Source organism: Trichlorobacter thiogenes (genome assembly GCF_900167465.1).
GTDB lineage: Bacteria > Desulfobacterota > Desulfuromonadia > Geobacterales > Pseudopelobacteraceae > Trichlorobacter > Trichlorobacter thiogenes.
Genome location: NZ_FUWR01000014.1, coordinates 38,705 through 64,626, shown reverse-complemented (window position 1 = coordinate 64,626; position 25,922 = coordinate 38,705). Strand labels below are relative to the sequence as shown.

At 52.3% G+C, this 25,922-nt stretch carries 27 protein-coding genes; 23 read left to right on the top strand and 4 right to left on the bottom strand.

The genetic code is table 11. From position 1 onward, the window contains the following. Positions 1-98 precede the first annotated feature (98 nt). Together B5D39_RS12175 and B5D39_RS12170 are read left to right on the top strand one after the other, a co-directional pair. Entirely contained in the window at positions 99-1,370 is a 1,272-nt protein-coding gene (locus B5D39_RS12175; protein ID WP_078790778.1) for a M16 family metallopeptidase, read from the top strand. 50 nt (positions 1,371-1,420) lie between these two features. Further along, the gene (locus B5D39_RS12170; protein WP_078790742.1) at positions 1,421-3,346 is read left to right on the top strand and encodes a cache domain-containing protein; all 1,926 of its coding nucleotides are present in this window, start codon (positions 1,421-1,423) and stop codon (positions 3,344-3,346) included. A gap of 21 nt (positions 3,347-3,367) precedes the next feature. Here B5D39_RS12170 and dut read toward each other — a convergent pair whose 3' ends face one another. Then, positions 3,368-3,832, bottom strand: coding sequence for a dUTP diphosphatase (gene dut, locus B5D39_RS12165; protein WP_078790741.1), 465 nt, complete (start codon positions 3,830-3,832; stop codon positions 3,368-3,370). Positions 3,833-4,048: 216 nt separating this feature from the next. On the opposite strand from dut, the gene B5D39_RS12160 reads away from it, so the two are divergent. The 11 genes from B5D39_RS12160 (at position 4,049) to B5D39_RS12110 (ending at position 12,985) form a co-directional block, all read left to right on the top strand. Beyond that, complete coding sequence (locus B5D39_RS12160; protein WP_078790740.1) at positions 4,049-5,149, top strand: aminopeptidase; 1,101 nt, start codon at positions 4,049-4,051, stop codon at positions 5,147-5,149. Positions 5,150-5,151: 2 nt separating this feature from the next. After that, on the top strand, positions 5,152-5,763 hold the full coding sequence (locus B5D39_RS12155) for an L-threonylcarbamoyladenylate synthase (protein ID WP_078790739.1): 612 nt from the start codon (positions 5,152-5,154) through the stop codon (positions 5,761-5,763). Positions 5,764-5,783: 20 nt separating this feature from the next. Continuing rightward, the gene (locus tag B5D39_RS12150) at positions 5,784-6,869 is read left to right on the top strand and encodes a GGDEF domain-containing protein (RefSeq protein ID WP_078790738.1); all 1,086 of its coding nucleotides are present in this window, start codon (positions 5,784-5,786) and stop codon (positions 6,867-6,869) included. Positions 6,870-6,892: 23 nt separating this feature from the next. Further along, complete coding sequence (gene queD / locus B5D39_RS12145) at positions 6,893-7,261, top strand: 6-carboxytetrahydropterin synthase QueD (RefSeq protein ID WP_078790737.1); 369 nt, start codon at positions 6,893-6,895, stop codon at positions 7,259-7,261. Further along, positions 7,242-8,000 carry a 7-carboxy-7-deazaguanine synthase QueE gene (locus tag B5D39_RS12140; protein ID WP_244161404.1) on the top strand — a complete coding sequence of 253 codons (759 nt, stop codon included), beginning with the start codon at positions 7,242-7,244 and terminating at the stop codon, positions 7,998-8,000. The genes queD and B5D39_RS12140 overlap by 20 nt, the downstream gene beginning before the upstream one ends. Continuing rightward, positions 8,000-8,725, top strand: coding sequence for a creatininase family protein (locus tag B5D39_RS12135; protein ID WP_078790735.1), 726 nt, complete (start codon positions 8,000-8,002; stop codon positions 8,723-8,725). The genes B5D39_RS12140 and B5D39_RS12135 overlap by 1 nt, the downstream gene beginning before the upstream one ends. Further along, the gene (locus B5D39_RS12130) at positions 8,718-9,110 is read left to right on the top strand and encodes a hypothetical protein (RefSeq protein ID WP_078790734.1); all 393 of its coding nucleotides are present in this window, start codon (positions 8,718-8,720) and stop codon (positions 9,108-9,110) included. The genes B5D39_RS12135 and B5D39_RS12130 overlap by 8 nt, the downstream gene beginning before the upstream one ends. Beyond that, positions 9,107-10,420, top strand: a complete 1,314-nt coding sequence (gene rlmD, locus B5D39_RS12125; RefSeq protein ID WP_078790733.1) for a 23S rRNA (uracil(1939)-C(5))-methyltransferase RlmD — start codon at positions 9,107-9,109, stop codon at positions 10,418-10,420. Before B5D39_RS12130 ends, rlmD begins: the two co-directional genes overlap by 4 nt. A 45-nt stretch (positions 10,421-10,465) precedes the next feature. Further along, complete coding sequence (locus B5D39_RS12120) at positions 10,466-10,747, top strand: HU family DNA-binding protein (RefSeq protein ID WP_012469905.1); 282 nt, start codon at positions 10,466-10,468, stop codon at positions 10,745-10,747. Positions 10,748-10,749: 2 nt separating this feature from the next. Then, complete coding sequence (locus tag B5D39_RS12115; protein WP_078790732.1) at positions 10,750-11,664, top strand: Ppx/GppA phosphatase family protein; 915 nt, start codon at positions 10,750-10,752, stop codon at positions 11,662-11,664. 61 nt (positions 11,665-11,725) lie between these two features. Then, entirely contained in the window at positions 11,726-12,985 is a 1,260-nt protein-coding gene (locus tag B5D39_RS12110; protein WP_078790731.1) for an EAL and HDOD domain-containing protein, read from the top strand. 8 nt (positions 12,986-12,993) lie between these two features. Here the strand turns inward: B5D39_RS12110 and B5D39_RS12105 are convergent, their stop codons facing one another. The 3 genes from B5D39_RS12105 to B5D39_RS12095 are packed head-to-tail and all read right to left on the bottom strand — an operon-like array spanning position 12,994 to position 15,417. After that, a complete protein-coding gene (locus B5D39_RS12105) occupies positions 12,994-13,800 on the bottom strand; it encodes a tetratricopeptide repeat protein (protein WP_078790730.1) in 807 nt (268 codons plus the stop codon). Beyond that, a complete protein-coding gene (locus tag B5D39_RS12100) occupies positions 13,793-14,749 on the bottom strand; it encodes an MlaD family protein (RefSeq protein ID WP_078790729.1) in 957 nt (318 codons plus the stop codon). The genes B5D39_RS12105 and B5D39_RS12100 overlap by 8 nt, the downstream gene beginning before the upstream one ends. Further along, complete coding sequence (locus tag B5D39_RS12095) at positions 14,746-15,417, bottom strand: ATP-binding cassette domain-containing protein (RefSeq protein WP_078790728.1); 672 nt, start codon at positions 15,415-15,417, stop codon at positions 14,746-14,748. The genes B5D39_RS12100 and B5D39_RS12095 overlap by 4 nt, the downstream gene beginning before the upstream one ends. A 216-nt stretch (positions 15,418-15,633) precedes the next feature. Between B5D39_RS12095 and iorA the strand changes: the two genes are divergently transcribed. The 10 genes from iorA (at position 15,634) to B5D39_RS12045 (ending at position 25,796) form a co-directional block, all read left to right on the top strand. After that, entirely contained in the window at positions 15,634-17,409 is a 1,776-nt protein-coding gene (gene iorA / locus B5D39_RS12090; RefSeq protein WP_078790727.1) for an indolepyruvate ferredoxin oxidoreductase subunit alpha, read from the top strand. Then, the gene (locus tag B5D39_RS12085) at positions 17,409-17,987 is read left to right on the top strand and encodes an indolepyruvate oxidoreductase subunit beta (RefSeq protein WP_078790726.1); all 579 of its coding nucleotides are present in this window, start codon (positions 17,409-17,411) and stop codon (positions 17,985-17,987) included. The genes iorA and B5D39_RS12085 overlap by 1 nt, the downstream gene beginning before the upstream one ends. A 152-nt stretch (positions 17,988-18,139) precedes the next feature. Further along, positions 18,140-19,447, top strand: coding sequence for a phenylacetate--CoA ligase family protein (locus B5D39_RS12080; RefSeq protein WP_078790725.1), 1,308 nt, complete (start codon positions 18,140-18,142; stop codon positions 19,445-19,447). A 151-nt stretch (positions 19,448-19,598) separates the two neighbouring features. Continuing rightward, complete coding sequence (locus B5D39_RS12075) at positions 19,599-20,030, top strand: ACT domain-containing protein (RefSeq protein ID WP_078790724.1); 432 nt, start codon at positions 19,599-19,601, stop codon at positions 20,028-20,030. A 17-nt stretch (positions 20,031-20,047) separates the two neighbouring features. Beyond that, positions 20,048-21,196 carry an ABC transporter substrate-binding protein gene (locus B5D39_RS12070; RefSeq protein WP_078790723.1) on the top strand — a complete coding sequence of 383 codons (1,149 nt, stop codon included), beginning with the start codon at positions 20,048-20,050 and terminating at the stop codon, positions 21,194-21,196. Positions 21,197-21,209: 13 nt separating this feature from the next. Then, on the top strand, positions 21,210-22,349 hold the full coding sequence (locus B5D39_RS12065) for an ABC transporter substrate-binding protein (protein ID WP_078790722.1): 1,140 nt from the start codon (positions 21,210-21,212) through the stop codon (positions 22,347-22,349). A 103-nt stretch (positions 22,350-22,452) separates the two neighbouring features. Next, complete coding sequence (locus B5D39_RS12060) at positions 22,453-23,337, top strand: branched-chain amino acid ABC transporter permease (RefSeq protein WP_078790721.1); 885 nt, start codon at positions 22,453-22,455, stop codon at positions 23,335-23,337. Positions 23,338-23,339: 2 nt separating this feature from the next. Further along, positions 23,340-24,305 (top strand): branched-chain amino acid ABC transporter permease, encoded by a 966-nt coding sequence (locus tag B5D39_RS12055; RefSeq protein WP_078790720.1) that lies wholly within the window; start codon positions 23,340-23,342, stop codon positions 24,303-24,305. Next, positions 24,298-25,053: an ABC transporter ATP-binding protein gene (locus B5D39_RS12050; RefSeq protein ID WP_078790719.1), complete on the top strand. Its 756-nt coding sequence runs from the start codon at positions 24,298-24,300 to the stop codon at positions 25,051-25,053. Before B5D39_RS12055 ends, B5D39_RS12050 begins: the two co-directional genes overlap by 8 nt. Next, positions 25,053-25,796: an ABC transporter ATP-binding protein gene (locus B5D39_RS12045; protein WP_078790718.1), complete on the top strand. Its 744-nt coding sequence runs from the start codon at positions 25,053-25,055 to the stop codon at positions 25,794-25,796. The genes B5D39_RS12050 and B5D39_RS12045 overlap by 1 nt, the downstream gene beginning before the upstream one ends. Positions 25,797-25,922 lie beyond the last annotated feature (126 nt).

Genomic DNA, 25,922 nt, shown 5'->3' with positions numbered 1-25,922 from the left:
CTGTGTGCAAGTCTGGTTGTCATAGCAGATAACAGAAAGATTGTGAATATTTGTTAGCAGGGGTGGTAAAATTGCAAAACTGCGGTAAGCTCTCACACATGGTACATGAAACAACCTTTGATAATGGTCTTCGGGTGGTAACCCAACAGGTTCCCGGTATGCATACGGTCTCGATCGGGGTCTGGGTGGCCAATGGCGCCCGCTGTGAGCAGCCGGTGGAACAGGGGGTTGCCCACTTTATTGAACACCTGCTGTTTAAAGGCACCAAGCGGCGTACAGCACGGCAGATTACCCGTGAGATTGACTCGCTGGGTGGCATTCTGAACGCCTTTACCAGCTATGAGTACGTCTGCTACTACGCCAAGGCCCTGGCCAAGACGCTACCCCAGGTGGTTGATATCCTGTCTGATATGTTTCTGCACTCAACCTTTCCTGCTGATGAGATTGAAAAAGAGCGCAAGGTGGTGTTGCAGGAAATCAAGATGCGGGATGATGCGCCGGAAGAGTCAATCCATGACCGTCTGCACCAGAGTTTTTGGAAGGGGCATCCGCTGGGGCATCCGATTCTGGGTTCTGAAGAAACCATCTCCAGTATGAGCCGGGATGCGATTCTTGATTTCAGACAACACTGGTACCGCCCCAGTGAGATCATTATCGCTGCAGCCGGTGGTGTTGAACATCAGGCCTTGGTGGCGTTGCTGCATGAATCCTTTTCCTGTCTGGAACCGGGTGAACCACGTCGGGTGGTCAAGCCTCAGGCCCGCCTGGCATCAGGCCGGGTGCTGGAACTGTGCGAGCGGGATCTGGAACAGACCCTGATCTGTCTTGGCACCGAAGGCCTGCCTACCAACTCGCCTGATCGCTATAGTCTGATGATTTTGAATGCCATTTTGGGTGGCGGGATGAGTTCGCGCCTGTTTGAGGAGATCCGCGAAAAGCGTGGGCTGGCCTATTCGGTCTATTCCTATGTCTCTTCCTTTGCCGATGCCGGGTCTATGGCAATCTATGCCGGTTCAGAGCGGGAGCGCAGCTGTGAGGCGGTCAAGATTATTCTGGAAGAGATGGCCCGTCTGCGTGATGAGCTGGTACCCCGGGATGAACTTGAAGCAGCACGTGAACAGATTAAGGGTAAGATACTGATGTCGCTGGAATCAAGTGACAGCTATATGTCACGTCTGGCACGCAGTTATCTTAATTTTGGTCGCTATCAGCCGCTGGATGAAGTTATGGCCGGTTTTGATGCCGTCACCGCTGCCGATCTGGGGCAGCTGGCAACCCGCCTGTTTCGGGATGAGACCCTGAATATTCAGATTATGGGGAAGGTAGATCCACTTTGCTTTGCCGAAAAATCTGAATTTATAGCGTTGTAAATCGAAGTGTGATCCGTTTATCTGCAGGGTGCCCTCAGGGAGTGTCTGTTATGGCAAGCAGATATTGGCCCCATAGTTGGAACCTGTTGACCAAGATTGTTGCTGTCAATCTGGTGGTCCTGTCTGTCGCGTTTCTCGCCCTGATGTTCTATGTCCTTCCCCTCTATGAAGACAAGCTGCAGCTGCAGCGTAAGCAGTACATTGCCGAGCTGGTTGATATGGCTGTTGGTGTGGTCGAAAACTGCCATAGACAAGAGCAAAATGGGCAATTGACAACGGCTGAGGCCCAGCAATCCGCACTGGCTACACTCAAGGTCATGTCCAGAGATCACGGCTATTTCTGGATACATGACATGCAGCTTAAGATGGTTATGCATCCCTATGAAACCAACCTTGATAACCAGAATCTTGCTAACTACGCAGATCCCAACGGCAAAAAGCTGTTTGTGGAGATGAATCGGTTGGTGGCAGGATCTGGTGCAGGGTATCTGGAATATTTATGGCCCAAGCCAGGACAGGTCAGGCCGGTTGCAAAGGTATCCCATGTAAAGCTCTTTGCACCTTGGGGATGGGTGATCGGCAGCGGGATGTATCTGGATGATATCTCAAACGAGGTTGCCTCGCTCAGGCATAAGGTCTATCTGATTGTTGGTCTTGTGCTGATGTTGATCACCGGATTTTCTTTGGTTGTTGCCATCAGGATTAAGAAACCGCTGCAACAGGCGCTGGCGTTACTTCAGGATATACCGGAACAGTACCGGCCTGTTCAAGGCGCCGTTGTGCTTGATGAATCCAACCGGTTGCTACGGGGCATGGTAAACCTGGTAACTAGCTTAAAAGCATCAAAAGAACAGGCTGAAGCAGCCAGTGCCGCCAAGGGCAGGTTTCTTGCCCAGATGAGCCATGAGATCCGAACTCCGATGAATGCAATCAACGGGTTGACTGAACTGGCCCTTGACCAGGTCCATTCTCCGCAGCAACGGGAGCTGTTGGAGGGTATCAGCCACGCAGCAAGCCACCTGCTGAGCCTGGTGAACCAGGTGCTTGACTTTTCAAAGCTGGAGGCTGGAACCGTTGAGCTGGAACAGATAGCGTTTGATGTACGCCAGACAATCACTGCAACCCTGCTGCCGTTTTCAGTACGAATGCGTTCTAAGGGGATCAGTTTTGAAACAGTTCTGGCTGATGATCTGCCTGCACTGGTTGTTGCTGATCCCACTAGGTTGCGTCAGGTCCTGGTGAATCTGGTGGGCAATGCAGTCAAGTTTACCAGACAGGGGCGTATTGAGGTAACCGTTGATAAAGATGAGCACGTTGGTGGGCACTGTAAACTGCATATCATGGTCAGGGATACCGGGATCGGCATCCCACAGGAAAAGATTGATCAGATTTTTGCACCATACACCCAGGCAGCTGCTTCAACAACCCGTGAATTTGGCGGCACCGGTCTGGGGCTTTCAATCGTTAAACAGTTGCTTGAAGCCATGCAGGGGATGATTACGGTGGAAAGTAAACCAGGTGAAGGGACCTCATTTTATGTCACGGTGCCTGTTGCTATCCCGGATCATCAAGAACAAACAGGTTGTGCAGAGATGCAGGATGTTGTCGCCCAGCGGGTGTTGCTGGCAGAGGATAATGAGATCAATCGTTTGATGCTGACAAAATTGCTGGAAAAATCAGGTCATTCGGTTGATGCTGTTCCTGATGGTAAGGCAGCTATTGAACAGTGGAAAAGCGGCACCTACACCCTAATTTTAATGGATATCCAGATGCCGGAAATGGATGGCCTTGAGGCCACCCGGATAATCCGCTCACTGGAGGCCGGGCAGGGTGGGCATATCCCGATTATCGCCATGACCGGCCAGGACAGTCCTGAGGATGCAGAAAACTGCTACCAGGCAGGAATGGATCTGCACCTGAAAAAACCGGTGCAACTATGTGAACTGATTGCTGCCATGGCGCGAGTAGTAAAATAATAAGCTTACTGTATTTAGCGGTTACAGCTTGCCGGTATGACCAAACCCGCCTTCACCCCGCTGGCTTTCCTGACTGAACTCTTCAACCACCCGCAGGCTGGCCTGCACCACCGGCATGAACAGCATCTGGCAGATCCGTTCGCCCGGCTGGATGCAGTATGGTTCACTGCCCTGATTGCGGATGCCGATCTTGATCTCTCCCTGATAGTCACTGTCAATCACCCCGATGGTGTTGGCCAGTACAATCCCATGCTTGATTCCCAGACCGGAACGCGGCGCCACGATAGCCACCAGATTAGGGTCATGGATGCTGATGGCAATGCCGCTGGGGATGGTGACGGTTTCACCGGGCACAACGTTTACTGCTTGATCCAGGCAGGCCCGTAGATCTAAAGCTGCAGAACCATCGGTGGCATACTGGGGCAGGGGGATGCTGCTGCCGATCAGCGGGCTGACAATTTTGGTTTCAATCTCGCGGTGTTTCATGTAAAAAAATCCCTTCTGAAATGATTCTAAATCTTTTAACGCAGAGACGCAGAGACGCAAAGTAAAAACATAAAATCAGTAAAATGAAGTTTCACGCGACGTCGTGACGTTTAAAAACAAGATCTGTTTTGTGTCTGAGGCAAAAATCGATTTTCTCTGTGTCTCGGTGCCATACTCTGTAACTCTGCGTTAAAATCTATTGGAGGTTTTCACATTATGCGTGATCCCCGTGTGGCCGAGATGGCCAAGGTACTGGTTGATTATTCCACCCGGATCAAAAAAGGTGATCGGGTACTGATATCTGCAGCAGGATTTGAGGCTGCCCCGCTGGTAAAGGAGCTGTATGCGCTTTGTCTGCAGCGTGGTGCTGAGTATGTTGAATACACCTTTTCTGTGCCTGAGATTGACCGTCAGCTCTATAACCTAGCCTCAAAAAAACAGCTTGAGGTCTTTCCCCAGCACAAGCTTGATTTTTACAAGACCTTGACCGCCTATATCGGTATCTCTGCCGGTGAGAATTCAATGGTCAATGCCACCAGCAATCAGAAGGCGATGGTGGCCTATTCAAAATTGACCCGCCCGCTGGTGGATCAGCGGGTTAAGCATACCAAGTGGGTGGTCACCCGCTACCCGACCCAGGGATCAGCCCAGGAAGCCCGCATGAGCCTGGAAGAGTATGAAGATTACCTGTTTGCTGCCTGCAATATTGACTGGTCAGTTGAATCAAAAAAGATGGAAAAGTTGAAGAAGCTGATGGACAAGACCGACAAGGTGCGCCTGAAGGGGCCGGATACGGACCTTACCTTCAGCATCAAGGGGATACAGGGAATCAAGTGTGATGGCCGTTACAACATCCCGGATGGTGAGGTTTTTACCGCACCGGTGCGGGATTCGGTACAAGGCTTTATCACCTATAACTGCCCGACTATTTATCAGGGTAAGGAGTTCAACAACATCCGGTTGGAATTCAAAGATGGCAAGATTATCAAGGCAACAGCCGGTGAGATGACCAAGGCGTTGAACGAGATTCTGGATACTGATGAAGGTGCCCGCTATGTTGGTGAGTTTGCCGTGGGTGTTAACCCAAACATCCGCACCCCGATGCGCAATATCCTGTTTGATGAGAAGATCTCCGGTTCAATTCACTTTACCCCTGGTCAGGCCTATGATGAAGCTGATAACGGCAATCGCTCTGCGGTACATTGGGACATGGTGCGTCTGATGAAAGATGGCGAGATCTGGTTTGATGATCGTCTGATCCAGAAACAGGGGCTGTTTGTGTTGCCTGAACTGGAAGTTTTAAACCCGGAGAAGTAGGTATGTTGCTGGAGATTGATCCTGAACGCCCACAGCCGCGCCAGATTGCCCAGGTTGTGGATTGTCTGAAAAATGGCGGCATTGTTGCGTATCCAACCGATACAACCTATGGTATCGGCTGCTCTATCTTTAATAAAAAAGGGCTTGAGCGGATTTATCAGGTGAAACAGCGGGATAAGCGTAAACCGTTTTCATTTATCTGTTCTGACCTGGCCGAGGTCTCGCGGTATGCCCGTCTGACCAATCCTGCCTTTAAGATCATGAAGCGCTATCTGCCCGGCCCGTACACCTTTGTACTTGAGGCCAGCCGTGAGGTGCCGGATCTGCTGATAACCAAGCAGAAGACGGTGGGGATCAGGATGCCGGATAATGTGATCTGTCTGTCGATTGTGCAGGGGCTGGGGGTGCCGATTGTGACCACCAGCGCCAACCTTTCTGGTGAAGATCCGGTGGGGGATCCACTGGAGATCAATCGACTGTTTGGCCATGCCCTTGATCTGGTGGTTGATGGAGGTCTGTTGGCCACTGATGTCAGTTCTGTAATCAGTTTAGTGGGAAATCAGCCTGAACTGCTGCGGGAAGGGGCGGGTGATCTTTCCTGGTTGGCGGGATAGGTGCTGTACGGGGGCCACGCATGACTAACAATCAGATGAGTGATAGTGAGCAGGTGGTAGAGCTGCTGGCCCGCAGAAATGCTGAGCTGGCTTCTCTACTTGAAATCGGTAAGACCCTTATTTCGTCACTTGAGTTGCGTGAGGTTCTACAGTCAATCATGTCACAGGTTGAACGGCTGCTGCAGCCCAAGACCTGGTCTTTGTTGCTGGTGGATGAAGAGACCGGCGATCTCTGTTTTGAGATAGCGGTTTCGCCGGTTGCCCAGGAGCTAAAGGGGATTCGCTTGAAGATGGGGGAGGGAATTGCCGGCTGGGTTGCCCAGTCTGGACAGCCGCTCCTGATTCCTGATGTCAGTAAAGATGCACGTTTTGCCAGCCATGTTGCTGAAGAGGTTGAGTATCCGGTCAGCTCCATCCTCTGTACTCCATTAAAGATTCGTGACAGGGTACTGGGGGTAATTGAGCTGATCAACACGGTTGGTGAACGGACCTTTGATGATGATGACCTGCCGCTGTTAGGTGCGGTGGCTGACTTTGCTGCCATTGCGATTGATAATGCCCGTAACTACAAACGGGTCAGCGAATTGGTGGTAACCGATGATCTGACCGGGCTGCATAATGCCCGCCACTTCCATGAACTGCTGGAACATGAGCTTGATCGCAGCCGTCGTTACAAGAGCCAGGTATCACTATTGTTCTTTGATCTGGATCACTTTAAAGGGGTGAATGATCGCTATGGACATCTGGTGGGCAGTCGGATGATTGCAGAGGTGGGGCAGTTGGTGAAACGTCATATCCGTTCTTCTGACCGGGCAGCCCGCTATGGTGGCGATGAGTATGTGATTGTGCTACCAAATACCGGCAAGCAGGGTGCCTTGGCAGTTGCCAATAACCTGCTGGAACGTTTTCGTGCCCACCCGTTTTTAACGGATAGTAATGAGCGTGTCGAAATTACCGCAAGCTTTGGTGCTGCAACTTTTCCTGATGATGCCCATGACCGTACCAGTTTGATCCGTGCTGCAGATTCAGCCATGTATGAAGCCAAGGAAGCTGGTCGGGACAGGGTTGAATATTTTTCAGGTAATGATACCCGAATTATGGCTTAACCTCTTATATTGAAAGGAATTATATGTATCGTTTGACGATTAAAACCGGCTTTGCCGCTGCCCATAACCTGATCAACTATCAGGGAGATTGTGAAAATCTGCATGGTCATAACTGGAAGGTGGAAGTAACCGTGACTGCCAGGGAGCTTGACCAGGCTGGTCTGGCCATTGACTTCAAGGTGCTGAAGCGTGAAACCAATGCCCTGCTTGATGAACTGGATCATAAATACGTTAATCAACATCATTTTTTTCAGGATATATCGCCTTCTTCAGAAAACATCTCCCGCTACCTGTTTCATGAGCTGTCCAAGCGTTTGAATGACAATAATATCAAAGTGGAACGGATCGGGGTTTGGGAATCTGACAACGCCTGTGCTGAATATTATGAATAGCGCGGTTCCGCTGATAGAGATATTTTCATCCCTGCAAGGGGAGGGAGAGCTGGCTGGCTATCGCCAGATCTTTGTCCGTTTTCCCGGCTGCAATCTTGATTGCGCCTTTTGTGACACCAAAATTGAAGCCCCTGCGGTCTGCAGCGTGGAATCCGCACCGGGTAGCGGACAGTTTCAGGAGCTTGCCCAACCGGTTAGCCTTGAAACCCTGATCGGGATTATTACCCGCTGGTGTAAACAGTTGCCGGGTGCTCACCACTCCATCAGCATCACCGGCGGTGAACCGATGCTGCATGCTGATCTGCTGGCCCGCTGGCTGCCTGAACTGAACATTCTGCTGCCGATTCACTTGGAAACCAATGGCACTTTGCCGGAAGCATTGCCACAGTTGATTGAGCATCTTGATTTTATCAGCATGGATATCAAGCTGCCAACGTCTGCTGCAACCCCGGCGCTGTGGCAGGAACACAAGCGGTTTCTTGAGATCGCCCTGGAACGGGACGTTTCTGTCAAGGTGATTGTGGGCGAGTTGACTACTGAACAAGAGCTGCTGCAGGCCTGTAAACTGGTTGCAGAGGTTGATGATGAAATTTCGTTTATTATTCAGCCGGTTACCGGTCGGGACGGTCGGGTGGCCGTAGCCCCGGAGCGGCTGATGAAGTTTCAGGCTGTTGCAGCAAAAAAACTGTGTGATGTGCGGGTCCTGCCCCAGATGCACCGTTTTCTTGAGGTGGCCTGATGCTGCTGGAAGAGATGACCCTGCCCCAGGTGGAGGCTGCTCTGGCTGCTGGCTGTAGAACCGTCTATATCCCCTTTGGCGCGCTTGAAGAGCATGGTCCTCACCTGCCGCTGGCCACTGATACCATCCAAGCCTATCAGGTAGGCAAGCGGGCAGCTGAGCTGATCCCGCTCTTTGTTGCACCCCCAATCCCTTACGGTAACTGCCGCTCAACTAACTGCCATCCCGGTACGGTCTCCATCTCCACGGCTACCCTGCGGAGTCTGTTAAAAGACCTGGTACGTTCTTTCTATCGTCAAGGCATGTGCAATGTGGTGGTGCTGACCGGTCATGCCGGCGGCGCCCATCGCCTGGCCTTGCAGGATGCCGGTGAAGAACTGCTGGATGAACTGCCGGAATTGCGGATAGCGGTAGTTACTGAATATGAACTGGCCAAGGATGAGGGCAGGGGGATCATTGAAACCCCTGGTGATGCCCATGCCGGTGAGATCGAAACCTCACGGATCATGCACAGCCATCCCCACCTGGTGCAGGGTACAGCGCCGGAAGAATATCCAACCTTTCCCACCGGTATTCTGGTGCGGGATAAGCGCCGCTACTGGCCTGGCGGGGTCTGGGGCGATCCATCCAAGGCAACTGTGGATAAAGGTGCCAGGATAGAAGAGCTGGTTGCCCGTAAGGTGGTGGAACTGGTTAAGGCCCTGGAAGAGGGACGCTATGTCTGAACAGTCGTTCCTGCGTGAAAGTGCCCTCCCTAACGGCCTGAAGGTTACTGTGTCCGATGTCTCACGTCATTACTATGGTGGCTATTGGCAGGTTTGCCTTGAGGTCAGCTGTCTGGTTCCCCTTGAAATGGGGCAGTTTTCTGATCCGTCAGTTGAAGCGGATGCCCGACGGCTTTTGGGGACAGCTGTTCCCTTTGTACGCCATCTGGAAAAAATGGCGGTGCATGGTGATGAACTGGCAGCAGTGCGTCAGGAACTGCTGGAGCGGTTTGATCGCCACCTGTTGCCGTTTCTTGGCAATCAGCAGTTTCCATCCCGCTTTATTCAAGCTGAATTTCAAAAACGCTGCAAGAAGAGTAACCGTGGGATCCCCTGTCTGCTATGAATGTGCATGAATGTCTGATTGAACGGCTGGCCCTGGGGGGCAGTGGTGTAGGTAGAATTGACGGCAAGGTCTGCTTTGTGCCGTTTTCTGCACCAGGAGACCGGCTGAAGGTGCGGGTGACACGGGAACATCGCTCTTACTGCGAGGCTGAACTGGTTGATCTGCTTGAAGCATCACCGCAACGGGTTGAACCACGCTGTCCCGTCTTTGAGCAGTGCGGTGGCTGTGATTGGCAACATATCAGCTACCAGGCGCAAGCCCATGCCAAACAACAGATCCTGACTCAGACACTGCAACGGGTGGCCCGGCTTGATACCCCGCAGGTCGCTGCAACGGTATCATCCAAGTTGGATTATGGCTATCGGGCCCGGGCCAAGTTCAAGCTGCATGCAACTCCGGCTGGTCTTGCGGTTGGCTTTTTTCGGCGTGGGTCGCATGTTGTGATTGATCTGCCCCAGGGCTGCCCAATCTGTACCTCACCCATTAATGCTGCCATGCTGAAGCTGCGTCAGGTTATGCAGTCGCTGCCGGATATCAACCGTCTGCCTCAGATCAGCCTGGAAGAGGGGCTGGCAGGGGTCGTGGCTGTTGTGCAGTATACTGGTGGCGACCTGCAGCGTTTGAAGCACCTGTTCTTGCAGCATCAGGACCAGTTGGGCCTGAGCGGGCTTTTTTTGCAGATCGGCAGGAAAGAGGCGCTGCAGCCGGTCTTTGGCTCTGGTCATCTGACCTATCAGGTGCCGTGCTGCGATCCAGCTGCTACCATCATGACCCTTGGCTATGAAATTGGCGGGTTTTCACAGGTCAATCGTCTGCAAAACCAGAGCATGGTTAAACTGGTCTGCGACTATGCCCAACCGGCTGCAAACCAGCGTATGCTGGATCTGTTCTGTGGCAACGGTAACCTCTCGCTGCCGTTGTCCTGTGCGGTGCAGGAACTGCTGGGGATTGAAGGGTTTGCTCCCTCGATTGCATCGGCAGTTGACAATGCCCGACAACTTCGTGTAAACAATAGCACTTTCAGATGTAACGACGCCTCAAAAGAGTTGCGTCACTTGATAGCGCAACATGCCCAGTTTGATCTGGTGCTGCTGGACCCGCCAAGGGCTGGAGCAGCTGATGTGGCCCGCGAACTAGGCCAACTTGGGGCGCAGCGGATTGTCTATGTTTCCTGTGATCCTGCTACCCTGGCCCGTGACCTGGGCCACCTGTGCGGAGCTGCTGGTTACCGGCTGATTGAAGCAACACCACTGGACATGTTTCCCCAGACCGGCCACCTGGAAACAGTGGCCCTACTGACTAAAACCTGAATAAGCTGTTTTTTTATAGCGAATCTGCACAACAAGGAGCGTACCATGAACAAGTCTGAACTGATCGAAACCTTTGCACTCCAACGCGAGATCTCTCACAAGCGGGCTGAAGAGGTGGTCAACATGATTTTTAACTCCATGAGCGAGGCGATGACCGCTGGTGAGCGGATCGAAATTCGTGGCCTGGGGAGCTTTGTGGTTAAGGAGTATGGTGCCTATACTGGTCGTAATCCCAAAACCGGTGAGCCGATTGAAGTTAAGCCGAAGAAACTGCCGTTCTTTAAGGTTGGTAAAGAGCTGAAGGAGCGTATCCTGGACGGCGAGTAAGCATGTCTCGTCGTATTGCAGCCATTGATTTTGGAACCAACACCGCACGGCTCCTGATTGCTGATCTGTTTGATGATAGGCAGTTTGAGCAGGTGGCCCTTAACCGGACCATTGTTCGTCTGGGGGGCGGTTTCAGCCGTGAAACCGGTCTGGCTGCAGATGCCATGCAGCGTGCCAGAACTTGCCTGCACCAGTTTGCTGAGACCATTCGCAGGCATGGGGTAGATACGGTGCGTGCTGTGGCAACCAGCGCAGTTCGTGATGCAGTCAATGGCCCGGCCTTTGTGGATCAGATGGCCCAGGAAACCGGTATCAGGCTTGGGGTTATCGACGGTCTAACTGAAGGCCGCGTGACCCTGGCCGGGGTACTGGCTGGTCTGGATCAAGAGCCGGAACAGATACTGATGTTTGATGTAGGGGGGGGGAGTACCGAGTATACTGTTGCTCGGGGCACTTGCCCCCTTTTTGTGCATAGCCTGCCGCTGGGGGTGGTGCGGCTGACCGAAGGTAAACCTGATCCTGCAGCCATGGCGGATAAGATTGGACGTGAACTGGACAGCCTGCAGCAGCAGATGGCACAGGCACAGATTGCACTTTCCCCCAACACCCTGCTGGTGGGTACTGCCGGTACAGCTACTACCCTGGCTGCCATCTCCCAGGAAATGACAGAATATGACTATCGCAAGGTCAACAACTGTCTGCTGGAACAGCAGGAAATACAACGTATCTACAACCTGCTGTTGCCCCTTTCCCCTCAAGAACGTCTCTCAATTGCCGGTCTGGAAAAAGGTCGTGAAGACCTGATTATCGCTGGCAGCCTGATTACCCTGCTTACCCTCCAACGTTTTGGTTTCAGCTCAATGAAAGTCAGTGATTATGGTCTGCTTGAAGGTTTGGTGCTGTCAGACTTGATTTGATTAAACAGAAACTGACATGACAAATTTCAAACAGATGGTATAGTATCAATGCACTATACAGATGATCAGCCAGGGAGTTTTTGTGGAGAGTAACAGTTATCTGATGGGTAGGCAGCCGATCCTGAACGGCCTTGAAGAGGTTGTCGGCTATGAATTGCTGTTCCGTTCTCCAAAATCCATCGCATCTGCAAACATTCAGTGTCCGGTTCAGGCAACCTCCCGTGTGATGTTAGATGTACTCTCCAGTTTCGGTGTCCATGAAATGTTGGGCGATCTGCCCGGCTATATCAATGTGGATGCAGAGATGCTGTTAAGCGATGCAATAGAATTGCTTCCCGGCTCGTCAATCGGTCTTGAGCTGCTTGAAGATGTTGCTATTACCCCTGAAATTATTGAACGTTGCCGAAATCTGAAGGCGCAAGGCTATCAACTGGTTCTTGATGATCATCGCTATGAACCTCAGTATGAAGCGCTGTATGATGGTCTGGTTGACATAATTAAAGTGGATATGATCACCACTCCCCTTGAAGATCAGTATCGGGAGATTGAACTGTTTAACCGTTATCCGGTTACGTTGCTGGCTGAAAAAGTTGACAGCCGACATATGTATCTGCGCTGCCGCAAGATGGGATTTGAGCTGTTTCAAGGCTACTTTTTTGCCCGCCCCTCGCTGATCAAGAAGACTCGTTTAACCAATTCTGCCAGTACCTTTTTTCAGTTGATGCAGCAACTCTCCCGCAATGCTGATATTGATGAGATTGAGCATACCTTTAAGCAAAGTCCGGCCCTGACCTACAAACTGCTGCTGTTGGTCAATTCGGTCTCGTTTGCTACCCGTGAAAAGATCCGTACCGTGCGTCATGCCATTACGCTGGTGGGGATGCAGCACCTGAAGCGCTGGGTGCAACTGGCTATTTTTGCTGATGATGGTGGCCTGGGGATGAATAATCCGCTTCTGGATATGGCAGCGGTGCGGGCAGCCTTTATGGAGGAAATGGCCCGACTTGAGTTGAAAAAGACACGTTTGCTACGTTATGCCCAGCCGGATGAGTGTTTTATGCTGGGAACCTTGTCTGTCCTCAAGGATGTCTTTGAGATCGGCGCAGATGAGATGCGTAAAAGTCTGAATTTGTCGGATGATCTTGTTGGCGCCATGATAGCCCATGAGGGCGATCTGGGCACCATGCTTTGTCTGGCAGAGATGATTGAGCAGCTTGAGTTTGAAGAGGCAGAGCAATGTCTTGGACGGCTGGGAGTGTGTCCTGACCTGGTCCTTGCCTGTCAGAAAAAGGCCTATAGCTGGCGAAACAGTCTGATCTGATCTGCTGTTTACTGTTTTGATACTACCCTGTTGTTTTCCCGTACCGTCTTAGCCCGCTGCGAATAGCCCTGCTGCAGGTTCTTGTCACCCTTTAATCCAGCCAGTTCTGACAATGCTTCCAGATCTGCTGCAATCTTTGCGGATGCAGCCTGTTGCTTGTCAAGGCTCAGCGCCTCCTGCAGAAACTCTTCTGCCTTATCAAACTGTCTCTCCTGCGCCCTGATTAATCCCAACATCCGCAGCGAGTTTGCCCGCTCCAGCTCCATACCATCACCCTTGTTGGCTGCCAAGGCCTGTTCAGCCAGGAGGGTTGCTGCGTTGCTTTCCTTTTTTAACAAGGCGATCCGCGCCAGCAGATTCAGGCGACGGCCCAGCAGGTTGCCCTTTTCTGATGTTCGGGCGATCTCAGCCCAGCGACCAGCTTCTGCAAGGCGATTATCCGCCAGCTCCTGTAAGGCCTTTTCCTGGGCAACATCGGCATACTGTGTGGTGCCGGTTGCACTGACAAGGGCCTGTTCCACCAGCTGCGCAGCCAACTGCAGGTTACCGCCATGACGGGCAAGCCTGCTCTGGTTCAACAAGGTTACAGTGACACCACTACGGTCATCCTGTGCCAAGGAACGTTGTAACGCCTCCTGCAGCAGTTTCTGGGCATCAGTGTCATATCCTTTTGCAGCGCTATCCAGAGCCCGCTCATTAAGATTAGTAACCCTGCGTTCATGTTCGCTCAGTTGGGTTGCCTTGTTAGCGGCACACCCGTTTAACAGGCCACAGACCGCCACACAGAGTGCCAACTTCAAAAATGTATTAGTCATGGCTGTCACCTGCCTTGAAGGAACGGACCGGGGCAGGGGCTGAACCACCTCCCAGCAGCCATGAACTGTTCAGGGTGTTCATCAGCCGGTCAGTACTGAACAAAAGCTCTTCAGTGCGTGAGAGTACCCCTGGGATCAGAGGGAATGCCTGTTGCGACAGCTTTTTTGTTTCTGCTGAAATGGCGGTTACATTGGCCATGGCAGCGTCGGTCTTTTCCAGTAGCGGCGGAAATTTATCAAGGGTTGTATTCAGTTTGGCCACATCCAGGCTGTCAATCTTGCGGGTGGTGGTATCCAGCAAGGTTGTGGTCCGGTTACTGATCGCCTCAAGGTTGCGGGTAGTGCTTATCAGCAGGGTATCGGCATTGCTACGGGTCGCCTCAAGATGCCGGGTCAGTACCTCAAGATTACGGATAGTCTTTTTCAGGTCACCATTGGGGTCATTGACGTAGCCGATAATATCCCGCACCTCAATCAGCACCGGTTTAACCTTTTCAGCGATCTCATCTGCCAGTTCATCCAGCCCTTTGGTCTTCAGGTAGGTGATGGATTCACCCGGTTTCAGCTCCGGCTTATCCAGAGAACCTACGGCAACTTCAACAATACTGTCACCCACCAGTCCTTCTTTAACCAGCTTGACGGTTGAGTCGCTGCGGATCCATTTGCTGTATTTCTTTGCAATTTCAATGGTGATTTCAACCATGGCCTGCTCATTCAAGGCCATATCAGTAATTCGTCCCACCCTGAAACCGGATAGCTTGACCGGCATCCCTTTGGTAAAGCCGGTACCACGGTCAACGGTCACGTTCAGGCTGTATTTGGGGCTGAAAAGGTCTTTCTGGACACCCACCAGCAGCACTACCAGTGCCACACCAGCCAGTGCCAACAGGGTAAACAGGCCGATTTTTCGTTCAAGGTTTTTGAATCTGGGGTCTTGTTGCGTGATCATGTATGCCTCGTGATCTGTGGCGGATTATAGCGCAGGTCACAGGTAATATCAGGAACCAGTAGCGGCAGCTGGATATCGCCTGTAATAATGAACAGTGCTGCAGGTGCATCAGCCTGGTCTTGCAGGGCGATGGCCTGTGTCAGCAGATTTTCCCGGTGCTGCCTGGGCAGGTCGTCAAGGCATTCAGCATACACCATCAGACGTGGTGAAGAAATAGCTGCCCGGACAAAGGCGGCCATTATTCGCTCTGCATAGCTCAAATGCCCAGGAAGTGCCCAGATGTTACCTTTGTAGCCAAGTTTTTCAAGTAGCTGCATGGCTTTTTCTGCTGCTTGATCAGACACAATGCCATGGTGGTACAACAGGGGTAGGGTGATATTTTCCCAGACCTTCAGGTTCGAGATTAACCCTGCCTGTGCAGTGACCGTAGCCACGTTTTTTCTGATTCTGAACAGCTGGTCTTGATCAAGCTCATAGAGCGGTTGATCATCAAACAGTACCGATCCTGATTCTGGTGCGGATTCGCCAATAACGGTCCTGAGAAACTGTTTGGTCTCCTGCTCCCCGCTTGTTCTGCACAGGGCAATCTGTCCCTGGGATAGACTCAGGTCCAGGTTGCTGACAATGCCAGGGATAGTAAGATCTCTCAGTTCAAGCAGCGAAGGCATGGCAAAAACAGGCTCCTGTTTTGTAACCGGTAGACCGGTGGCATAATCTGCTACGTGTCAGTCTACATACCACAAACTGGGCCGCTTCACAAAGCGTGAAGATTCGCCCATTTGAGGATATGAAACAAGAGTAAACGAATTGACAATACAGTGTATCAACGTGTATAAATTACGCCTTTAAGTCTATTTTTATGTCGTAAAGTGAGATGTGTCCCTATGAAAGAAATTCTGTCCGGCAACGAGGCCATTGCACGGGGCGCCTATGAGGCTGGTTGCCTGGTGGCCAGTGCCTATCCCGGTACCCCTTCCACTGAAATCCTTGAGAATGTCATCAATTACAAAGAGATCAACGCCTCCTGGGCCCCCAATGAGAAAGTTGCCCTTGAGGTTGCGATTGGCGCTTCATTTGGTGGGGCACGCGCTCTGTCCTGCATGAAGCATGTCGGTGTGAACGTAGCTGCTGACCCGCTGTTTACCGCCTCCTATACCGGTGTCAAGGGCGGGTTGGTGCTGATTGCTGCTGATGATCCGGAGATGCACTCCTCTCAGAATGAGCAGGATAGCCGTAATTATGCCAAATTTGCCAAGGTTCCGATGCTGGAACCGGCTGATTCAGCTGAGTGCAAAGAGTTTACCAAACTGGCCTTTGAGCTGTCTGAGCAGTTTGATACCCCGGTGATGCTGCGCAGTTGCACCCGCATCTCCCACGGCAAGTCAGTGGTGGAGTTGGGTGAGCGGGTTACTGGCCTGCCAACTCCCAAGTTGGTGAAAGACGCACCCAAGCTGGTAATGCTGCCCGGTAATGCCCGGGTTCGCCATCCCCTGGTTGAAGAACGCACGCTCAAGTTATCGGACTACGGCAGCTCTGCTGCTATTAACCGGATGGAGCTCCATTCCAGCGAGATCGGTGTAATCTGCGCCGGCGTGACCTATCAGTATGTTCGTGAAGCGCTGCCTGATGCCAGTGTGCTGAAGCTGGGCATGGTCTGGCCGTTGCCGCATGCCCTGATTCGTGAGTTTGCTGCCAAGGTCAAGCAGCTGTTTGTGGTTGAGGAGCTTGATCCGTTTATTGAAGATCAGGTCAAGGCGATGGGAATTGCCTGCCAGGGCAAGGAGTTGACCACACTGTGTGGTGAGCTGTCACCTGGCCGGATTCAGGCTGCCTTTGCCAAGGCCGGTATCATCAAGGTTGCTGCATCAGAAGTCATTGCTGCTGAACCGGTACCGCCCCGTCCGCCCAACATGTGCCCCGGCTGTCCCCACCGTGGTGTTTTCTATCAGTTGAACCGTGCCAACGCCTATGTTACCGGTGATATCGGCTGCTATACCCTGGGCTTTATGCCTCCTCTGAATGCCATGGATACCTGTGTCTGCATGGGGGCCTCCATCAGCATGGGCTCCGGTATGGTGCGGGCGCTGCCCCCGGAAGAGCAGAAGCGGGTAGTGGCGGTGATCGGTGATTCCACCTTCCTGCATACCGGCATCAACAGTTTGATGGAGATGGCCTGGAACAAGGCGCCGGCCACGGTAATTATTCTGGATAACCGGATTACGGCCATGACCGGCCGTCAGGAAAACCCGGCCTCTGGTTTTACCCTTGCCGGTGAAGAAACATCTGAGGTGAATATCCCGGAACTGTGCCGGGTGCTGGGCATCAAGCATGTCCGTGTGGTTGATCCCTATGATCTGGATGCCACCAGACTGGCCATTGAAGAAGAGATGAACCGCCCAGAGCCATCGGTGATCATCACCAATCGTCCCTGCTGCCTGATCAAGGGGGCTGGACGTTTTGAAAAAGGAAAGATCCTGGAGGTGGATCAGGGCAAGTGTACCGGCTGCAAGGCTTGTCTGCGGATCGGCTGTCCTGCCATTGAGTGGAAACCAAACCCGGATGGCAACAAAGGCAAGGCCTTTATTGACCCGCAGCTCTGCACCGGTTGTACGGTCTGTCAGCAGCTCTGTAAATTCAACGCCATCGGGGGGAGAAAGTAATGGATACCACAATCACAAACATCCTCCTGGTGGGAGTAGGTGGGCAGGGGATTCTGCTGGCTTCGGAGATTCTGTCAGAGGCGTTTATGCTGGCAGGTTTTGATGTCAAGAAGAGCGAGATTCACGGCATGTCCCAGCGGGGCGGCAGCGTGGTCTCCCATGTCCGTTTTGGTAAAGAGGTCTTTTCTCCGGTGGTGCCAGAAGGGCAGGGGGATATCCTGTTCGGCTTTGAGCTGCTGGAGACCTATCGTTACCTGTCGCTGCTCAAGCCAGGTGCTACCGTGGTGGCCAATGATTACAAGATCGCCCCTCCTTCAATACTGCTGGGGCAGGCTGTCTATCCTCAAGCATTACCTGAAAAAATAAAGGCCAAATTCCCTGATTTTCTGCTGGTTGATGGTCAGGGACTGGCGTTGAAGGCCGGTGATGTGCGGGCTGCCAATACGGTGATGCTGGGTGCGGTTTCCAAGCGTCTGCAGATTGCTGACGGGGTCTGGCAGCAGGCTTTGGAAAAGATGGTGCCCAAGAAGGCATTGGAGATCAACCTGAAGGCTTTTGAATTTGGTCGTGGGTTGTAAAAGGCATTTTAACGCAGAGGTTAAAATAGAGGTGCAAAGACGCAGAGAAAATCAATAGTTTTTTACCTCCTTTATTTTCCTTGTTTTCTTTGAGTCTCTGCGTCTCTGCGTCTCTGCGTTAATAATTTTAGTTTTTGTTTTGGAGTTTTTCTATGGCCAACTATTTCAATGAAGAGTTTGAGACCCTGCCACGTGCAGCTCTGGAGGCGCTCCAACTGAAGCGTCTGCAGGCAACTGTTGCACGGGTCTATGCTAACGTGCCGTTTTACAAGCAATCCTTTGATGCTGCCGGTATCAAGCCTGAAGATATCAAGAGCTTAGCTGACCTGCAGCGTCTGCCCTTTACCACCAAGCAGAATATGCGTGACTCCTATCCCTATGGTCTGTTTGCAGCCCCCATGGAGGAGATCGTCAGGATTCATGCCTCGTCCGGCACCACCGGCAAGCCGACCGTCGTTGGCTATACCCAGAAGGATATCGAGACCTGGTCTGAACTGATGGCCCGTTCCTTTATGGCTGCCGGTGCCCATAAGGGTGATATCATCCACAACGCCTATGGCTATGGCCTGTTTACCGGTGGCCTGGGTGCCCACTACGGTGCTGAAAAACTGGGGGCATCAGTTATCCCGATCTCTGGCGGCAATACCAAGCGTCAGATCATGATCATGCAGGATTTTGGCTCCACCGTGCTGACCTGTACCCCGTCCTATTCCCTGTATCTGGCTGAAGAGGCTGCTGCAGAAGGGGTGGATATCAAATCCTCCAAGCTACGGGTCGGCATCTTTGGCGCCGAGCCCTGGTCTGAGGCGATGCGGGGCGAGATTGAGGCCAATCTTGGTCTGGATGCCATTGATATTTATGGTCTGTCAGAGATCATGGGACCTGGTGTAGCGATTGAGTGCATCGAAGAAAAGCATGGTCTGCATATCTGGGAAGATCATTTCATACCGGAGATTATCAATCCTGAGACCGGCCAGCCGGTTGCTGAAGGGGAAAAGGGTGAGCTGGTCATCACCACCATCACCAAGCAGGGCATACCGCTGATCCGTTATCGTACCCGTGATATCACCAGTATCAGCTATGCTCCCTGTGCCTGTGGACGGACCCATGGCCGGATCGCCCGGATGAGCGGACGTTCCGATGATATGCTGATCATCCGTGGTGTGAACGTCTTCCCGTCCCAGATTGAATCAATTCTGGTACGGATTGAGGGGGTTGAGCCCCACTACCTGTTGATTGTTGATCGCAAGGATAACCTGGATACCCTTGAGGTGCAGGTGGAGGTGGATGAGCGGATCTTCTCTGACGAAATCAAGGTGTTGCAGACCCTGTCACGCCAGATCGAGAAAGAGATCAAGGATATGCTGGGGGTTACCTGCACGGTTAAGCTGGTGGAGCCCAAGACTATTCAGCGTAGTGAAGGCAAGGCGCAGCGTGTGCGCGATAATCGGAAGCTGTAGAAACGGTCTTTTTCTGCCCTGGCACAGCCGTCTATCAAAATGCCTTGTGCGGCGTACCTCTCGTGTACGCCTCCGCGCCATTTTTTTGCCGACTGTACCAGAACAAAAAAAATCCTCGTTTCTTATTTCAAGCTAACAAGGAGGACTACAGATGAAAGTTGAACAGATCTCCATCTTCATAGAAAACAAGTCCGGCCGTCTGGCCGAGATCACCCGTATTCTGGGCGAGGCAGGCATCAACATTCGTGCCCTGTCTCTGGCTGATACCTCTGATTTCGGGATCCTGCGCCTGATCGTGAATGAGGTTGAAAAGGCCAAGGCAGTGTTGAAGGATAAAGGTTTTACGGTCTCTAAAACTGAAGTGGTGGCGGTTGAGGTGCCGGATCAACCCGGTGGCCTGTCCACCATTCTGCAGGCTCTTGATCGGGATAACACCAATGTTGAATATATGTATGCCTTTGTGGAACGTTGTGGTGGCAATGCGGTAATCATCTTCCGCTTTGATGAGACCGACAAGGCGATTGCCACACTAACGGCCAACAATTTTAATATCCTTGCAGGTGAGCGACTCTATTCAATGTAGTTAAACAGGGGGAGAGCATGAAAAAACTGGTGATGGTCTGCAGTATGGCAGCAGTGCTGCTTTGCAGTGCAACAATGGCTCTGGCAGCCGGTACGATCAAGATCGGTGGTCTGTTCAGCGTGACCGGTCCGGCATCATTCCTGGGTGAGCCAGAAAAGAAGACTCTGGAGATGCTGGTGGCTGATCTGAATGCCAAGGGTGGCATCAATGGCCAGAAACTTGAGGCAGTAATCTATGATACTGCCGGTGACGCCACCAAGGCGGTGCAACTGGCCACCAAGCTGATCAAGAATGACAAGGTGGTTGCCATCATCGGCCCCAGCACCACTGGTGAATCCATGGCTGTGCTGGCCCTGACCGAGAAAGAGAAGATTCCGCTGATCTCCTGCGCAGCCGGCATCAAGATCACCGAGCCTGCCAAGGATCGCAAGTTTACCTTTAAGACCCCGGCCAATGACCATGTGGCAGTGGAAAAGATCCTGCAGTATGCTGCCAAGGTTAAGCAGAAGAATCTGGCTATTCTTACGGTAACTGACGGGTTTGGCGCATCAGGTCGTGAGCAGCTGAAGGTCTCTGCTGCTCAAAAGGGTTTCAAGATTGTCGCTGATGAAACCTATGGCCCCAAAGACACCGATATGACCCCGCAACTGACCAAGATCCGCTCCAGCAAGGCTGATGCGATCATCTGCTGGGGTACTAACCCCGGTCCTGCCATTATCACCAAAAATATCAAGCAGCTGGGGATTAAGACACCGGTCTATATGAGCCATGGTGTTGCCTCCAAAAAGTACATTGAACTGGCCAGCCCGGCAGCAGCGGAAGGGATCATGCTGCCTGCAGGAAAGCTTGCTGTGTATGATGCGCTGCCTAAAAATGATCCGCAACAGAAGCTGTTACGCGAATATGATGCTGCCTACAAAAAGGCTCACGGCGTTGAGGCGTCTACCTTTGGCGGCTATGCCTACGATGCGTTCCTGCTGGTAACCAATGCCATCAAGACCAAGGGTGTAACTCCTGCCCAGATTCGTGACGGCCTGGAGCAGACCAAAAAGCTGGTCAGTGTCTCCGGTGTGTTTAACATGGCGGCTACCGATCACAACGGCCTGGATCTGTCAGCCTTTGAAATGGTGAAGATTCACAAGGGCGATTGGTCCATACTGAAATAAAGGAGATACCAGCATGCGTTTCCGATTTACAACTCTGACAACTGCAGCACTGCTGCTTCTTACTGCATCTCTTTCCTTTGCTGCCGGTACCATCAAGATCGGTGGCCTCTTTTCAGTGACCGGTCCTCCCGCCTTTCTGGGAGAGCCAGAACGCAATACCGCTAAAATGGTGGTGGACAGCATCAACAAGGCAGGCGGCATTAAAGGGCAAAAACTTGAACTGGTGGTGTATGACACTGCCGGTGATGCCACCAAGGCTGTGCAGATGGCCACCAAACTGATCAAGGATGACAAGGTGATTGCCATTATCGGGCCCAGCACCACGGGTGAGAGCATGGCGGTGATTCCGGTTGCTGAACGGGAGAAGGTGCCGTTGATCTCCTGTGCAGCAGGCAGCAAGATAACCGACCCGGTTAAACGTTATGTCTTCAAGACTGCCCAGAATGACGGTCTGGCAGTGGCAAAGATCTATGAATACCTGCAAAAACATAAGCAGAACAAGGTTGCTATCCTGACCGTCTCTGATGGTTTTGGCGCTTCTGGTCGGGAGCAGCTCAAGTCTCTGGCAGGCAAGTTTGGCATGCAGGTTGTGGTTGATGACACCTATGGCCCCAAAGATACTGACATGACCTCGCAGCTGACCAAGATTCGCGGCTCACAGGCCCAGGTACTGATTGTCTGGGGTACCAATCCTGGTCCGGCAGTGATTGCCAAGAACGCCAAACAGCTTGGACTTAAGCTGCCGCTCTACATGAGCCATGGCGTCTCCTCCAAGAAGTTTATTGCCCTGGCTGGTGATGCAGCAGAAGGTGTCAAACTGCCATCCGGCAAGGTGATTGTTTCAGATGTACTGCCCAAGAATGATCCTCAAAAAGGTTCGCTTCTGGCCTATGTCAAGGATTATCAAAAGCATTTCAAGGCTGAAGGTGACCACTTTGGTGGCCATGCCTGGGATGGTGTGATGCTGGTCAAGGCTGCCATTGAAAAGGGTGGGGCAACCACTGAAGGAATCCGTGCCGGCCTGGAAGGGCTCAAGGATTTTCACGGCATTGGTGGTACCTTTAACTTTTCAGCTGGAGATCATGCCGGCCTGAACAAAGATGCCTTTGTGATGGTTGAGATCAAGAACAAAGACTGGGTGATTGCAAAATAGAAACAGTCTTTTCTGTCGGTATGAGGTATAGACACACTACCGTAAAGACAGGCGTTTTAGTGCGCCTGTCTTTACGTCTGTAAAGGGTTGGTAAACAGCATCCATGGAATTAGGTAACCAATTACTGCAATATCTGCTGTCAGGGCTTTCCACCGGGGCTATCTACGCCCTGATCGGGATCGGCTTTTCCATTATCTACAATGCCACCGGCATCATCAACTTTGCCCAGGGCGAGTTTGTCATGCTGGGCGGGATGCTGACCCTGTTTCTAATGGAAACTCTGAAGCTTCCCCTCTGGGCAGCTATTCCACTGGCTGTTCTGCTGGCCACCCTGGTTGGTCTGCTCTTTGAACGGCTGGCTATCCGTCCTTTACGCAAGGCTTCACCCATTAGTCTGGTGATCATTACCATTGGCGGTTCAATCCTGATCCGTGGTCTATCCATGCTGATCTGGGATAAGGATACCCATGCCCTGCCGCCATTTTCCAGCGAAGAGCCGATTATGATTGCCGGTGCCACTGTGTTGCCACAACATTTCTGGATTCTGGGTATCACGGTGGTGCTGATCGGCCTGAATAAGTGGTTCTTCAGCCATACCATCAGCGGCAAGGCGATGCGGGCCTGTTCCTATAATCCCCGTGCAGCAGGCCTGGTAGGGATTGACGTGCGCCGGATGGTGTTACTCTCTTTTGTGATCAGCGCTGCCATGGGCTCTCTGGCCGGTATTATTGTGGCGCCGTTAACCATGACCTCCTATGACGTTGGCGTTATGCTGGGCCTGAAAGGGTTCTGTGCTGCCATTATTGGCGGGATGTCCAGTGGCATTCCCACCGTGATTGGCGGGCTGATCCTGGGGGTGCTGGAGTCACTGGGGGCTGGCCTGATCTCCTCTGGCTACAAAGATGCCATTGCTTTTGTGATTCTGCTGTTGATTCTGTTCATCCGTCCCCAGGGCCTGTTCGGCAAGCCGGAAAGTGAACGGGTGTAACAGTGAAGAAGGAACTGATCAAATACGCTGTTTTTGCCCTCTGTATCCTGCTTGCTCCCCTGGTCTTTTCCGGCAATTACCTGATGAATGTACTGGTCTTTGTGGGGATTCACACCATGCTGGCGGTGGCGCTTAACCTGCTGTTGGGCTATGCTGGCCAGATCTCGTTGGGACATGCTGCCTTCTTTGGGCTGGGTGCCTATGGTTCCGGTATTCTATCCACAACCTATAACTGGAATCCGTGGCTTGCCATGACCGTGGTTGCGCTCGTGGTGGGGGGGCTGGCCTTTGCCATCGGTTTCCCGATCCTGAAGCTGAAAGGTCATTATCTGGCCATGGCAACCCTGGGGATGGGGATCATCGTCTATATTGTCTTTAACGAATGGGTTGCCATCACTGGCGGGCCATCGGGCTTTTCCGGTATTCCCAACCTGGAATTGGGGCCACTTGTCTTTGATAGCGACCTTAAGAACTACTATCTGGTCTGGAGCTTTGTGCTGGGCTGTGTACTGTTGTCGGTCAACCTGGCAAACTCACGTATTGGCAGGGCCTTTCGGGCGATCCATGATGCTGAGGTGGCAGCACGCGTAATGGGGGTGAATGCACGTCTGCTTAAGGTGCAGGTATTTGCCCTGTCTGCCATGATCTGCGCCATTGCCGGTTCCCTGTATGCCCATGTCATGACCTTTGTGGCACCTCCCTCCTTTGGTTTCAATATTTCGGTAGAGCTGCTGACCATGGTGGTGATCGGTGGTCTGGGCAGTATCTATGGTTCCTTCCTGGGGGCGTTGCTGTTGACACTGCTTCCTGAATTCCTGCGTTTTATGCATGACTATGACATTGTCTTTTATGGCGGATTGCTGATGGTCATGACCATTTTCATGCCTGGTGGACTTGTGCGTGGTATACCTGACCTGTTTCGCAAGATTACCGGCCTGAAGAACAAAAAGGGGGGTGCCCATGCTTGAACTACAAGGCATCACCCAGATCTTTGGCGGGGTTACTGCCTTAAACGACGTATCCTTTTCTATCCATGCTGATCAGATTACCGGTGTGATCGGCCCCAATGGTGCTGGCAAGACCACCCTGTTTAATATTGTGACCGGTATCTATCAACAGACCAGAGGTCAGGTGATCTTTGAAGGTAGCGACATCAGCGGCATTCCGGTGGAGCGTCTGGCTGCCAAAGGGATGGTACGTACCTTCCAGAATATCGAGCTTTTTGGTCAGATGACTGTACTTGAAAACGTCATGGTTGGTCTGCACAGCAAGAGTAAAAGCGGACTGTTTGCCTGTTCTTTCAAGGCCCCTTGGGCGATAACGGAAGAACGCCGCATCCGCGAAGAGGCCCATGAGTGGCTGCGCTTTGTTGGTATCGAACAACTGGCTGATGTCCAGGCATCAAACCTGCCCTTTGGTAAGGGCAGAATGCTGGAGATCGCCCGGGCCATGGCCTGCAAACCACGCTTGATCCTGATGGATGAACCTGCTGCCGGCCTAAACTCCCAGGAAACTGTTGGCCTTGCTGAGCTAATCCGTAAGATCCGTGATCTGGGAGTAACGGTGGTGTTGGTGGAGCACGACATGGAGCTGGTCATGGATATTTGTGACCGGATCGTGGTGCTGAACCTGGGCCAGAAACTGGCCGAAGGAACACCGCGGGAAATTCAGGATAACCCGGAAGTTATTGCAGCCTATTTAGGTGACGACGAATAATGTTAAGACTTAAAAATATCAATACCTACTACGGTAAGGTCCATGCCCTTAAGAATGTCTCCCTGCATCTGGCAGAAGGGGAGATCGTCACCCTGATCGGTGCCAATGGTGCCGGCAAGACCACCATCCTGAACACCATCTCTGGTGTAACACCTGCCAATGGCGGTGATCTGCTCTTCCAGAAAGAGGAGATTAAGGCCCTGGCCCCGGATCGGATCGTCAAGCTGGGCATATCTCAGGTACCTGAAGGCCGCCAGGTCTTTAAACCGATGACCGTAGATGAAAACCTTGAGCTGGGGGCCTACCTGCGCTACCGTGCGCGTGATCCCAAGGCAGAGATCCTGAAAGACAAGGAAGAGATTTTTCAGCTCTTTCCCCGTCTGGAAGAACGCCGCAAACAGGCAGCCGGTACCATGTCCGGTGGTGAACAGCAGATGCTGGCCATTGGTCGTGCCTTGATGGCCCGTCCTAAACTGTTGCTGCTGGATGAACCATCCATGGGTCTGGCACCGTTGGTGGTGCAGGAAATCTTTCGGGTATTGCAGCGTCTACGGGATGAACGGGGTGTCACGATCCTGCTGGTGGAACAGAACGCCAAAGCAGCCCTCAAACTGGCTGATCGAGGCTATGTGCTGGAAACCGGCAAGGTGATTCTGGAAGGTGCTGCAGACGAACTACTGGAAAATGCCGAGGTTAAGCGGGCTTATCTGGGCAAAGACAAAAAAGAGATATGGGAGCGGTAACGTTTTAACAGCCCTTTAAAAACAACTCAAAATCATTCGTTTTCCTGATTAGCTTCCCACGCCGCTTCGGGAGTGATTTTTCATAAAGTAACTTGAGATTTACCTCATGATTGGCCACTGACCCTA

Bases quoted from the DNA above. Each gene is read 5' to 3' on its own strand.
- B5D39_RS12050 (WP_078790719.1), top strand. From the start codon at position 24,298: ATGCTTGAACTACAAGGCATCACCCAGATCTTTGGCGGGGTTACTGCC.
- B5D39_RS12135 (WP_078790735.1), top strand. From the start codon at position 8,000: ATGCTGCTGGAAGAGATGACCCTGCCCCAGGTGGAGGCTGCTCTGGCT.
- B5D39_RS12130 (WP_078790734.1), top strand. From the start codon at position 8,718: ATGTCTGAACAGTCGTTCCTGCGTGAAAGTGCCCTCCCTAACGGCCTG.
- B5D39_RS12085 (WP_078790726.1), top strand. From the start codon at position 17,409: ATGGATACCACAATCACAAACATCCTCCTGGTGGGAGTAGGTGGGCAG.
- B5D39_RS12160 (WP_078790740.1), top strand. From the start codon at position 4,049: ATGCGTGATCCCCGTGTGGCCGAGATGGCCAAGGTACTGGTTGATTAT.
- dut (WP_078790741.1), bottom strand. From the start codon at position 3,832: ATGAAACACCGCGAGATTGAAACCAAAATTGTCAGCCCGCTGATCGGC.
- B5D39_RS12070 (WP_078790723.1), top strand. From the start codon at position 20,048: ATGAAAAAACTGGTGATGGTCTGCAGTATGGCAGCAGTGCTGCTTTGC.
- rlmD (WP_078790733.1), top strand. From the start codon at position 9,107: ATGAATGTGCATGAATGTCTGATTGAACGGCTGGCCCTGGGGGGCAGT.
- B5D39_RS12060 (WP_078790721.1), top strand. From the start codon at position 22,453: ATGGAATTAGGTAACCAATTACTGCAATATCTGCTGTCAGGGCTTTCC.
- B5D39_RS12075 (WP_078790724.1), top strand. From the start codon at position 19,599: ATGAAAGTTGAACAGATCTCCATCTTCATAGAAAACAAGTCCGGCCGT.
- B5D39_RS12175 (WP_078790778.1), top strand. From the start codon at position 99: ATGGTACATGAAACAACCTTTGATAATGGTCTTCGGGTGGTAACCCAA.
- B5D39_RS12110 (WP_078790731.1), top strand. From the start codon at position 11,726: ATGATCAGCCAGGGAGTTTTTGTGGAGAGTAACAGTTATCTGATGGGT.
- B5D39_RS12045 (WP_078790718.1), top strand. From the start codon at position 25,053: ATGTTAAGACTTAAAAATATCAATACCTACTACGGTAAGGTCCATGCC.
- iorA (WP_078790727.1), top strand. From the start codon at position 15,634: ATGAAAGAAATTCTGTCCGGCAACGAGGCCATTGCACGGGGCGCCTAT.
- B5D39_RS12100 (WP_078790729.1), bottom strand. From the start codon at position 14,749: ATGATCACGCAACAAGACCCCAGATTCAAAAACCTTGAACGAAAAATC.
- B5D39_RS12065 (WP_078790722.1), top strand. From the start codon at position 21,210: ATGCGTTTCCGATTTACAACTCTGACAACTGCAGCACTGCTGCTTCTT.
- B5D39_RS12155 (WP_078790739.1), top strand. From the start codon at position 5,152: ATGTTGCTGGAGATTGATCCTGAACGCCCACAGCCGCGCCAGATTGCC.
- B5D39_RS12150 (WP_078790738.1), top strand. From the start codon at position 5,784: ATGACTAACAATCAGATGAGTGATAGTGAGCAGGTGGTAGAGCTGCTG.
- queD (WP_078790737.1), top strand. From the start codon at position 6,893: ATGTATCGTTTGACGATTAAAACCGGCTTTGCCGCTGCCCATAACCTG.
- B5D39_RS12080 (WP_078790725.1), top strand. From the start codon at position 18,140: ATGGCCAACTATTTCAATGAAGAGTTTGAGACCCTGCCACGTGCAGCT.
- B5D39_RS12120 (WP_012469905.1), top strand. From the start codon at position 10,466: ATGAACAAGTCTGAACTGATCGAAACCTTTGCACTCCAACGCGAGATC.
- B5D39_RS12115 (WP_078790732.1), top strand. From the start codon at position 10,750: ATGTCTCGTCGTATTGCAGCCATTGATTTTGGAACCAACACCGCACGG.
- B5D39_RS12095 (WP_078790728.1), bottom strand. From the start codon at position 15,417: ATGCCTTCGCTGCTTGAACTGAGAGATCTTACTATCCCTGGCATTGTC.
- B5D39_RS12170 (WP_078790742.1), top strand. From the start codon at position 1,421: ATGGCAAGCAGATATTGGCCCCATAGTTGGAACCTGTTGACCAAGATT.
- B5D39_RS12105 (WP_078790730.1), bottom strand. From the start codon at position 13,800: ATGACTAATACATTTTTGAAGTTGGCACTCTGTGTGGCGGTCTGTGGC.